This window comes from Chitinophaga sp. XS-30, assembly GCF_008086345.1.
Lineage (GTDB): Bacteria > Bacteroidota > Bacteroidia > Chitinophagales > Chitinophagaceae > Chitinophaga.
The window spans coordinates 2742775-2754191 of sequence record NZ_CP043006.1 but is presented as its reverse complement, the minus strand read 5'-3'; the positions used below and the strand labels follow the sequence as shown (position 1 = coordinate 2754191).

At 52.8% G+C, this 11417-nt stretch carries 11 protein-coding genes; 5 read left to right on the top strand and 6 right to left on the bottom strand.

The window, feature by feature from the left end; genetic code table 11:
* Positions 1-124 precede the first annotated feature (124 nt).
* From FW415_RS11335 to FW415_RS11325, 3 genes are read left to right on the top strand one after another with little or no spacing between them, the layout of a single operon-like run.
* The gene (locus FW415_RS11335; protein WP_148384888.1) at positions 125-2386 is read left to right on the top strand and encodes a family 20 glycosylhydrolase; all 2262 of its coding nucleotides are present in this window, start codon (positions 125-127) and stop codon (positions 2384-2386) included.
* A 55-nt stretch (positions 2387-2441) separates the two neighbouring features.
* On the top strand, positions 2442-3281 hold the full coding sequence (locus FW415_RS11330) for a 1-aminocyclopropane-1-carboxylate deaminase/D-cysteine desulfhydrase (protein WP_210420862.1): 840 nt from the start codon (positions 2442-2444) through the stop codon (positions 3279-3281).
* A 53-nt stretch (positions 3282-3334) separates the two neighbouring features.
* The gene (locus FW415_RS11325) at positions 3335-4039 is read left to right on the top strand and encodes a hypothetical protein (RefSeq protein ID WP_148384884.1); all 705 of its coding nucleotides are present in this window, start codon (positions 3335-3337) and stop codon (positions 4037-4039) included.
* A 77-nt stretch (positions 4040-4116) separates the two neighbouring features.
* On the opposite strand, the gene lipB is transcribed toward FW415_RS11325, so the two are convergent.
* Entirely contained in the window at positions 4117-4827 is a 711-nt protein-coding gene (gene lipB / locus FW415_RS11320; protein WP_148384881.1) for a lipoyl(octanoyl) transferase LipB, read from the bottom strand.
* Between the two features lie 47 nt (positions 4828-4874).
* Here lipB and FW415_RS11315 point away from each other — a divergent pair, with 47 nt between their 5' ends.
* Positions 4875-5939, top strand: coding sequence for an RluA family pseudouridine synthase (locus FW415_RS11315; protein WP_148384879.1), 1065 nt, complete (start codon positions 4875-4877; stop codon positions 5937-5939).
* Positions 5940-5955: 16 nt separating this feature from the next.
* Here FW415_RS11315 and FW415_RS11310 read toward each other — a convergent pair whose 3' ends face one another.
* A complete protein-coding gene (locus tag FW415_RS11310) occupies positions 5956-6300 on the bottom strand; it encodes a hypothetical protein (protein WP_148384876.1) in 345 nt (114 codons plus the stop codon).
* 167 nt (positions 6301-6467) lie between these two features.
* Here FW415_RS11310 and FW415_RS11305 point away from each other — a divergent pair, with 167 nt between their 5' ends.
* Positions 6468-8159, top strand: coding sequence for a gliding motility-associated C-terminal domain-containing protein (locus FW415_RS11305; RefSeq protein ID WP_148384874.1), 1692 nt, complete (start codon positions 6468-6470; stop codon positions 8157-8159).
* 2 nt (positions 8160-8161) lie between these two features.
* Here FW415_RS11305 and FW415_RS11300 read toward each other — a convergent pair whose 3' ends face one another.
* The 4 genes from FW415_RS11300 to def form a co-directional block, all read right to left on the bottom strand.
* Positions 8162-9079: a hypothetical protein gene (locus tag FW415_RS11300; RefSeq protein ID WP_148384872.1), complete on the bottom strand. Its 918-nt coding sequence runs from the start codon at positions 9077-9079 to the stop codon at positions 8162-8164.
* Positions 9080-9271: 192 nt separating this feature from the next.
* The gene (locus FW415_RS11295) at positions 9272-10126 is read right to left on the bottom strand and encodes an anti-sigma factor domain-containing protein (protein ID WP_148384870.1); all 855 of its coding nucleotides are present in this window, start codon (positions 10124-10126) and stop codon (positions 9272-9274) included.
* Positions 10127-10131: 5 nt separating this feature from the next.
* A complete protein-coding gene (locus tag FW415_RS11290) occupies positions 10132-10683 on the bottom strand; it encodes an RNA polymerase sigma factor (protein WP_148384867.1) in 552 nt (183 codons plus the stop codon).
* A 107-nt stretch (positions 10684-10790) separates the two neighbouring features.
* Positions 10791-11369, bottom strand: a complete 579-nt coding sequence (def, locus tag FW415_RS11285) for a peptide deformylase (RefSeq protein WP_148384865.1) — start codon at positions 11367-11369, stop codon at positions 10791-10793.
* Positions 11370-11417: the final 48 nt, after the last annotated feature.

The window sequence follows — 11417 nt, the reverse complement described above, 5'->3', positions numbered from 1 at the left end:
GCGTCAACTGACCTGTAAAAAATAAATATGCACAGATGAGACGCAAGTCCCATCTGACCCGTAAAAATTAAAATGAACAGATGAAATAACATTCCATCTGACCCGTAAAAATTAAAATGAACAGATGAAAAAAACGCTCCTATGTGCGATTGCCGTGCTCTCCTTCCTGACAGGAACAGCGCAGCAACCGCGGCCGGTCATTTCCATCATACCGGAACCAACTTCAATTGAACCAATAGCCGGACAAGTACTGATCACACCACAAACAAAGTTCTTCTCCAACAGCGACGATGCAGCGAAAGCCGCTGAACTGTTCAATGCATTTCTCAGGGCCAACTACGGCTTTGCCCTGCAGGAAGGCACCATGCGCAACAGCATGGTGATATTTTCGGAAGACAATATGTTATCCAAAGAAGGCTATCAGCTGACCGCCGCCAGGAACAAGGTGGTGCTGCAGGGACAGGCCGCAGGCCTCTTTTATGGCGTGCAGACACTGCAGCAGCTGTTGTCTTCTTCCATCAAAAACAAAGTGACCGTACCGGGCATCCAGATAAAGGACGAACCACGCTTCGCTTACCGCGGGCTGATGCTGGACGTTGGCCGTTACCTTTACCCGGTGGAATACGTCAAACAATTCATTGATGTGATGGCGCACTACAAGCTGAACCGCTTCCACTGGCACCTGACGGAAGACCAGGGCTGGCGCATCGAGATCAAAAAGTATCCGCGGCTGCAATCCGTGGCTTCCCAAAGAGCATCTACACCGGTCGGGCATCTGCGGGATAATAAAGCGGATAACAAGCCTTACGGCGGATATTACACACAGGAAGAAGTGAAAGATATTGTGGCCTATGCAACAGCCCGCCATGTAACGGTGATACCGGAAATTGAAATGCCCGGCCATGCACAGGCGGCACTGGCAGCATACCCGCACCTGGGTTGTACCGGCGGCCCTTATGAAGTTTCTGCCAAATGGGGCGTACATAAAGAAGTGTACTGCGCAGGCAACGACTCCGTATTCTCTTTCCTGGAAGATGTACTGGAAGAAGTGCTGCCCCTGTTCCCGGGAGAGTATGTGCATATCGGAGGCGATGAATGTCCGAAAGACCGCTGGAAGGCCTGCCCCAAATGCCAGGCCCGCATCAAAGCCCTCGGCCTGAAAGACGAACACGAACTGCAAAGCTACTTCATCCAGCGGATGGAGAAATTCCTCAACAGCAAAGGCCGCCGCATCATCGGCTGGGACGAGATACTGGAAGGCGGCCTGGCCCCCAACGCCACCGTCATGAGCTGGCGCGGCGAAAGCGGCGGTATCGCAGCTGCGAAACAAAAGCACGATGTGATCATGACGCCCAACACCTACCTCTACCTGGATTACTACCAGGGCGATCCCGCAACGGAACCGGTAGCCATCGGCGGATTCCTGCCGCTGGAAAAAGTGTACGGCTATGAACCTTACCCCGCTTCGCTTTCCGCGGAAGAAAAGAAATACATCAAAGGCGTACAGGGGAACGTCTGGACGGAATACATGCCCGATCAGGCCGCGGTGGACTATTTCACCTGGCCCCGCGCCCTCGCGCTCTCCGAGATCACCTGGAGCCCCGCCCGCAAAAAGAACTACACAAAGTTCCTGGCCAAACTGCCTAAAGCGCTCGCCTCCCTGGATGCCCGCAATGTGGGCTTCCGCATACCGGAACCGGCGGGACTGGAGGACATGGTGATCACCGGCGCCAATGCCACCGTCAAGCTGAAAGCACCGGTCACCGGCGCAAAGATCCGCTACACGCTCAACGGCAGCGAACCCACCCTCAGCAGCCCGCTGTACACCCGGCCTTTTGTGATCACACCACCGGCCAACGGCACTACCGTACTGAAGTGCATTGTGATCACCGCCGGCGGCAGGAAAAGCAGCGTATATTCCGCCACATATACCCGCAAAAACTACAAGGCAGCGGCCAATGTACACCCCACCGCCAAAGGCCTGAAGTTCGCAGCATACTACCGCAACTTCAACAGCGCTAAAAATATCAGTACCGGCCAGGCGGATACCAGCGGCATCATGCCGGCATTCTCCATCCGTCCTTTTATAGCAAAAACGGCCTTCGGCGTGCGTTATGACGGATATATCCGGATAGACCAGGATGGGCTGTACGAATTCAGGACCAATTCGGATGACGGCTCCATACTGATGATCGGCGATGAGATGGTGGTGGACAACGACGGAGAGCACGCTCCCACGCAGAAAAGCGGGCTGATCCCCCTGCGCAAAGGCTTCCACCGCATCCGGGTATCCTATTACGATGTGGGTGGCGACCAGGTGCTGCAGGTGAGCGCGGGCCTCAAAGGCAAACAAAATATTAACTTGCGGGATGCACTTTTCCACTAGCGGAATATTACAACCTTTTCATACCACATGGCTGCCTGCGCATACCCAGGCAGCCATGTTGCGTTTGGACCGCATCCATCCGCTCGTCTCCGGCAACAAATGGTTCAAGCTGAAATATAACCTGGAGGCCGCTGCGGGAAAACCGGTGGTAACTTTCGGCGGCTCCTGGTCCAATCACATCCTGGCTACAGCCGCCGCCTGCAATATGGAAGGCATTCCCTGCACAGGCATCATCCGCGGGGAAAGACCGGCTGTACTAAGCCACACCCTGCAACAGGCCGCCGCACTGGGCATGGAACTGGTATTCGTCAGCCGGGAAGCTTACCGCCACAAGGATGCCGGCGCTTTCCCGGATGCCTGTGTGATTCCTGAAGGCGGGCACAATGCAGCAGGCGCCAGGGGATGCAGCGAAATACTGTCCCTTGCGGATACAAAAGGCTTTTCTCACATCATCTGCGCCGTTGGCACAGGTACTACGCTTGCCGGGCTGATCAATGCAACGGCCGGCAAAAGCAGTGCCCAACGGCCCGGTCTTCCTGCAGCGGAAATCGATCCTCCTGCACAAAAGGTCATCGGCATCTCCGCCCTGAAAGGCGCATATTCACTCGAAGAAGACACGGCGCAACTGCTGACGCAGCCGGGCCGGCCGGAGATATTCCATGATTTCCACGAAGGCGGTTATGGCAAGATCAGCGATGAGCTGATCGCCTGCATGAATGATTTCTACCGGCAGACCGGCATTCCTACTGACCGGGTGTACACCGGAAAAATGGTGCTGGCCGTCAGCAAACTGCTGGAACGATCTTATTTTCCGCCCGGCAGCCGCTTGCTGCTTGTGCACAGCGGAGGGCTGCAAGGCAATGATTCTTTGCCTCCCGGCGTTCTATGCTTTTAGAAAGTGGCAACGTATATTTGTACTTTCGCCAACTAAGAGAACGGATGTACTGTATGAAGCAGATTGTCAGCAACGCTATTGTCATCATCATATTATCAGTTGCCTGCGGCTCCGTAAAAGCCCAGGGATACACACCGCCGGTACTGCCGGACTTTTCCGCCCTGATCAAAACAGGGAAGATACAGCTGGACTGGATATCCGGCTTTCCCGATGCCGTGCAGATCGGCGTGCAGCGCTCGCTGGACAGTGTGCTGAACTTTACCACCATCGGTTATGCCACTTATCCCTCCAACAGCCGTAATGCGTACCTGGACAATAAGCCATTGCCCGGGAAAAATTACTACCGCCTGTTCATCCTGTTCAAAAACAACCGTTATATGTACAGCAAAACGGTGCTGGCCATTGCGGATTCCACGATCAATGCGGGCGAGAAGCTGAGCGCGGGCGATATTGCCACGCTTAATCCCGAAAACAAAAAAGAGGCGGTCATTCCCTGGAAGCCCTCGAATTACATCTACACCACTGCTGACGGCAATGTGAATATCCGTTTACCGGAAGCGCCCAACAAAAAATACCAGGTAAAATTCTTTGAGCCGGACGGCGCTTTCCTGTTTGAGGTGGAAAAGGTAACAGAGCCTTTCCTGATCCTGGAAAAGGCCATCTTTATGCATGCCGGCTGGTTCAATTTCGAGATATATGAGAACGGGAGGCTGCTGGAGAAATGGAACCTTTATATTCCGCTGAATTACCGCTCGTAGCGATCCGGGAACAGCCATGCACGATGAGTACCGGCTAATAAACGGGGATGCAGGATGTATCCCTGCCACTGCATCGGTTATTGCAGCACCATCTCCGCGTCAAACACTTCAGCAAAATAACGGCTGATCTTTTCCCGTACTTCCTCCATCGGCACCGGCCTGCCCAGTTCCTGCTGCAGGGAGGTCACCGCCTTGTCCGCGATCCCGCAGGCCACGATATGCCCGAAATAATCCATATCCGTATTCACATTGATGGCAAAGCCGTGCATGGTGACCCAGCGGCTGCAGCGTACGCCCATGGCGCAGATCTTCCTCGCCCGGCCGGGCACCTCCGGGTCCAGCCACACGCCGGTTTCCCCCTTGGACCTTGCGCCCTGCAAACCGTAATCCGCCAGCGTACGGATGATCACTTCCTCCAGGAAACGCAGATACCTGCCGATGTCTGTAAAGAATTGCTCCAGGTCGATAATAGGATATCCCACGATCTGGCCCGGTCCGTGGTAGGTGATATCCCCTCCCCTGTTGGTCAACACGAACTGGATGCCCTTTTCTTCCAGTTGCTGCCGGTTGATGAGCAGATGCTCCGGCTGCCCGCTCTTGCCCAGGGTGTACACGGGAGGATGTTCGCAGAACAGGAGATGATGGGCCGGCTTTAATGCCACATCCGCCCCGCCGTTGCGCAAGGCGGCTTTCCGCTGCACACTCTCCTGCAATAGCCTCTCCTGGTAGTCCCAGGCCTCCTGGTAGGGTATCAACCCCATGTCATTGACCCTGATCTGCTGTTTCATTCGCCTGCAAAGATAACTATAAGCTATCTTTGCAAAAATTTTTACCGATGAGCGAGGACCAATTGCAGGAACTGGAAGACGAACTGGATAACGGCGAAGGCAGCGAAGAGCTGTACGAGCGGGTGAACCTGGTGGTGGACAAGGGACAGGAACCGCTGCGCATCGACAAGTTCATCCAGCACCGCATCGAAGGCGCTACGCGCAGCAAGGTACAGCATGCCATTGAGGCCGGAATGGTGCTGGTGAACGACAAACCCGTGAAATCCAACTACAAGGTGCGGCCGCTGGACCGGCTCATCGTCTATTCCACCAGAAGCCCGGAAAGCACGGAGATCAAACCGCAGGACATTCCGCTCAATATCGTGTTTGAAGATGAGGACATCCTCATCATCAACAAACCACCGGGAATGGTCGTGCATCCCGGCTGCGGGAACCCGGACGGCACCCTGGTGAATGCCCTGGCCTGGTACCTGGGAGATGACAAGGAAAAAGCCACCACACCCGCCATTCCCCGCTTTGGCCTGGTACACCGGATCGACAAGAATACCAGCGGCCTGCTGGTGATCGCCAAGTCGGAAAAAGCCATGACCGATCTGGCCAAACAGTTCTTCGACCATACCGTTCAGCGCCGCTACCTGGCCCTCGTCTGGGGCGATTTCGAGGAAGAAGAAGGCACCGTTGTTGCCCATGTTGGCCGCCATCAGCGTTTCCGCAAGATCATGGACGCCTACCCGGACGGGGAGCACGGGAAAGATGCGATCACCCATTACCAGGTGCTGGAAAGGTTCAACTACGTGTCACTCATCGCCTGCAGGCTGGAAACCGGCCGTACGCACCAGATCAGGGTGCATATGCAGCATATCGGGCATTCGCTTTTCAATGATGATACCTACGGCGGCGACCGTATCGTAAAAGGCACCATCTTTGCCAAATACAAGCAATTCGTGGAAAACTGCTTCTCCATCATGCCCCGCCACGCCCTTCATGCGCAAACCCTGGGCTTTATCCACCCCCGCACCCGGAAACCGGTAATGTTCGAAAGCGAATTACCCGCCGATTTTACGGCAGTGCTGGAAAAATGGAGAAAGTACAAACGCCGGGAAGAAGATTGATCCCCGGAATGCACATCTAATCCGCGCTCACACTGGTGAGCACCAGGCGGTACACACAACATGCATCGGCATTTTGCGGATCTGATTTCACAACGCCGCTGACCTTAAGCTGTTTGCCTTTTTCCTGGTGAATTTCCGGCATATTGCAAACATAATACCGGGTATCGATACTGCCAACCGGCACTACCTCACAAAGATCGCCCGGCACAACGACCGAAACCTTCACATCCAGGTCCTTCACCTGACCAATAACGGCTTCTTCAGGTACGCAATCCCCCTGTAACCGGGCACTTTTCTTTTTACAACCAGCTGTAAATACCAGTAAAGCGGAAATGAGAATGGGGATCAAGCTGTTCATCATCGCAGTTTATTTTGGGTAGGGAATAATTTTAACGAACCGGCTCCGTTCTAGTAAAACGACACAACTGCTGTGGATGTTACAAACCCGGCCTTTGTTCTTTAAATCCCTATTAATTATTTTATTAAAAAGATTCTACATATCAATATTTCTATTAATTTAGTGCCACCATGGTTCCGAAGAAAAGCCTAACCTCGCTTCCAGCACTTATCCTGGTTCTCCTGCTGATGATATCCTATGGCACAAAAGCCGCAGGATCACGCCCTTTACTGACCAATTTCACCTATACCACCACCTGCTCCAATCAGGAAGTAGAATTTATCATTACCGATGATATCACTACCATCGATTCCGTCAAATGGTATTTCATTGACCCTCCCGCTGCACCGGCGGATTCTTCTGACGAGATCGAAGGCGCTGCCTATACTTACCCGACAGCAGGCACTTATACGGTCACGCTCAAAGTGTACCGCGGTGGGGTGGAAGATATTACCATAACGACCATCGAGATCACCGATCCGGTGGTGTTTGATATGGGACCGGACCTGACCCTCTGCGAGAACGGCACCACGGTATTGACCGTTCCGGAGATCCCCGGCGCCACTTATACCTGGTACTACCTGGAAGATACCGTACCGGGGACGCATGAATTCACCGTAACGGAAATGGCCACCTACCATGTGGCCATCAACGGTTGCCGGATCAATGATTCGGTGAACGTATTCTACTCCCCCATCCCGGATTTCGACCTCGGGCCGGACCGCACCATGTGTACGGGTGAACTGCTGACGCTGGACGCTACGGCGCAAAACGCCACCTATCTCTGGAATACCGGCGAAACAACGCCTACCATCGTAGCCACAGACCCCGGCGGCACCTATTCCGTAGACGCCACCATTGCCGGCTGCGGCGTGTTCTCAGACCAGGTGACCATCAATTTCGCCGGCACGCCGTACCCCTTCAGCCTGGGGCCGGACACGCTGCTCTGCCCCGGAGAAACGGTAGTGCTCGACGCGCTCCGCCCGGAAGGAACGGCCTATCAATGGACCCACGGCCCCACTTCCCCGCGGGTTACCGTAAGCAGGAACGGCGATTTTGCCGTATTTGTGACCATCAACGGCACCTGCGACGTGCTGGATACCATTGGCGTACGGTACAGCCGGCTGCGCGATTTCAGCCTCGGCAACGATACCACCCTCTGTTACCCGGATTTCCTGGTGCTTTCGGCGGACCATGGCACGGGGAATTATCTCTGGCAGGATGGCTCCGATCAGGCGACCTATCATGTGGACAGCACAGGATATTACAGCGTGAGGGTACAGATCGGGCGATGTGTGGAATTCGATACTATCCGTGTGGATTTCCAGGATACGCTGCGGGTGACGCTGGGCGAAGATTCCACCCTCTGCTTTGGCGAAACCCTGGTGCTCACGCCGCGCGGGGCGGGGATGGACTTCAAGTGGCAGGACAGTACTTCCGTGCCCACCTTTACCGTCTCCCAGCCGGGCATTTACGCCATCGTGGCCAACAACGTCTGCGGCAGGGCAACGGACAGCGTGAATATCTATTACCAGGACTGCAACTGCTCCATGTTCTTTCCCACGGCATTCACGCCGAACGGGGACGGGCTGAACGATGTATTCCGGCCGCGGTACCGCTGCATTTTAGGGCAATATAGACTAAGCATCTACAACCGCTGGGGCGAATTCATCTTTTTCACCAGCGATCCCGGTGTGGCCTGGAATGGCAAACACAAGAACATACCTGCGGATATCGGGACGTATGTCTGGATCGTGGAGTATGAGGACGCCCTGAATGCAAAGTTCTACAAAAAGCAGGGCACGGTAACGCTGATACGTTAAGCCTACAGCGAAAAGCCGGAGAACTTCGCCGTAAAATCAGCAGTCTCCCTTTTTTTGAACGGAATGTTCCAGGTACCGGAATAGGTGATCAGCGCCGGCAATAGCAGATCGCCAAGTTTCGTCATCTGCACATTCATCCGCACCTTGAAATCAAAGATCATCGTTTTGTACGACAGCGCATATTTCCGCCCGACGATCTCCATGGTCTCCTTGTTAAAATACGTGATCAGCTCGTCTATCACCACTTCCGCACGGTCTATGCTGCCCAGATCTTTCCGCATGACGGCGCTGAATACGTAACAATCCACACCACCGGCGTACATTTCCGAGGTAATGGAAAAATCGTAGAAACGCATGAGATGGCGGTCGAATATTGCCACTTTACTACCGACCACCGGCACACCTGATATGGGTTTACCGGGATTGAAGATCAGTTGTTTAAGCTGGGATTTATGCCGCGCCAGGCTGCCTTTAGCCTCACCGCTCTCCTCACTGCAAACGGTGCCTTTGGTGAAAAACAGGTTGGCATACAGCTCCGCCGTATAGTAGTTATAGTTACCTTTTCTGGTATAGAAATCCCCGGTCGTTTTTTCGTCCAGCACCTCCATGCTGCGGCAATTGCCCTGGATGACCTGGCGGGTATGGCTCTTTAGCGAGGCGATGGTACGGCCGCTTTTTTTGTCCGTTATCCGGATATCATTATCGGCATTGAAACCCGTCAGGCGCAGGTTCTTGAAAGCACGGTAAAACGTGGTGTCATCTTCCACCCTTTGGATGAAGCCGTTCACGTCGAAGCCTATACGTTTTGCTTTAACGACCACTTCATCCAGGTTGATGGTCATACCTTTATACAAAGCCGTATCCTGGGCGAGTACGGGCAGGGAGGGCGACAGCAGTAACAGGAGCAGGAATTTCCGCATCTGGCAAATTTAAATGTTTCCGTGTTAAGGAAATGCAAAGTTCAGGCCGGAAAAGCGATGGCCATTCACCGGGAACAGCGGATATTGAACTTTGCCGATGCACAGGTGACGGCACAAGTGTGCGACGCAACGGACGTTCCATCAGGGCACAGTAGCCGGCAACAACATTGATTTAAAAGAAAAAGAGAAAGATCAGCCGGAAACTCTTCCGATCACATGCATGGCAGTGAGCGTAGGCGTGGGATTGCCGCCTTTCTTTTCCAGCGTTACCGCAAAGTACTGGGCGGCGGTGATGCCTTTCATTTTCTGAAAGCCTTTCGCGGCATCGCCCATATCAAATACGCCGGCATCGATGGGCCTGTTATTCACGATGGCCCATAGCTGGTATTGCTGATCTGCCGCAGGTTCGGGCAGGTTATTCACGGAGAGGTACACTTCCTGGGATTGGGCATTCCAGAAAACGATCGCTTTTGATTCGGGATGATCTTTACGGGTGGTGCTCAGCATCACTTTCTTCACGGTCGGGCTGCTCAGCATATCCACCATCTCTTCGGTTTTGGAGAGCCTGGTCTGGAACACTTCATTTTGTGCAACAAGGGTCTGCCGGTCCGTTAGCAAAGCCTGGTACTTGCCTTTCCATTCGTTCGTGCTGTTGTAATACGTTACGTTGTAATACAGGCTGATGATCAGGCCTATAGCGATCGCCGCGGCAACATACCGCCAGATGCCGCTTACCAGAACAGGCGGGCGGGGCTCTTCCTCGATAGCGGGATATTCTTCCGCTGCCGCGCTGCCTGCGGGTGCGCCTGCCTCGGTCGTTCCGTCATTCTCCAATACCTGGAAGAGTTTGTCTTTCAGATCTGCCGGAGGTGGTACCGCCTGCATCTGTACATAACGTTCCATATCCAGCTGGGCCGCATCGGTTGCAGCTTTCACTTCAGGATATTGCGCCATGGCAGCCAGCAGCTCCCGGACCTCCTGGTCCGTAGCCAACCCTGCTACGTAGCTTTCAATGATGCCTGATGATATGTACCGTTGTACGTCCACTTTGCTTATACCTGTTTTAGTATATTCCTCAATTGAATAATGGCGTTGCGCATTCTAGTTTTAACTGTGCCCAAGGGGATATCAAGCACCCTGGCGATCTCTTCCTGGGTGCAACCCTTATAGTATGCAAGATCGATAATGATTCTTTGTTCTTTGTTGAGCTTTTCCAACACCTTAGTGAGGCCCAGATGATCAACGGAGGGATGAACCGTTAACTGACTTGTATGTTGATATACGTCGTTGCTAAGCTCCTGGATTTTCTGCTCCAGTTTGTGCGATTTGGACCGTAGCGTATCAATTGCGGTATTGCGCGCGATATTGAGCATCCATGTAAAAAGACGCCCTTTCTCCACATCGTACTTCTCTATACTACGCCAGATCTTTACGAAAACTTCCTGCAAAACATCACTCGCCGAGGTCTCATCATTAAGCACCTTCAACACAACACCATATAAGGCCGGAGCGTAATTATCATACAGGTAGCCAAAAATTTGCTGGTCCCTGGCCCTGAGGCCCTGTACCAGTTCAATTTCAGTGTATGTGTTTGCAGTTCCCAAATGATGTAATCCAAAAATGTGGCACTAAAATAATGAAAATTATCACAATATGAAATTCTTAGGCATAATAATTTTTAATAATTGTTAAAGAATGCCTAATAATAATACTACCTGCTGAAGGTCATTTTATAGTCTGTTTTGATCTTCCCTTTGGAGATATCATCGAGCTTGCTCTTCAACATACGTTTTTTGAGCGGTTTCAGATAATCTATGAACAATTTTCCTTCTATGTGGTCGTATTCGTGAAAGATGACACGCGCCGTAATGCCATGAAAAGTGCGCTCATGCGCTTTGAAATGCTCATCCATATAGCGGATCGTTACTTTTTCCGGGCGGTACACATCTTCCCGGATCTTGGGGATGCTGAGGCATCCTTCGGTATAGGCCCATTCATCCCCTTCGGTATCAATGATCTTTGCATTGATGAAGACGGATTTTATGCCTTTGTCCCCGGGGAAAGCATCTTTTTCATCATCTTCAAGATTGTTGACGATCTGTTCGCTGTCTATCACAAAGAGGCGGATAGGTTTGTTGATCTGGGGAGCTGCCAGGCCCACACCGCTGGAGGCATACATGGTTTCCCACATATTGGCGATCAGCTGCTGCAGGTCAGGATATTCCGGTGTAATATCCCTGGTCGTCTCTCTCAGGACCTGGTGGCCATAGGCTACTATTGGTAATATCATCTGTTAATTTGATCTGAATTTGAAAATGCAAAAGTAGGGATTTCGAAC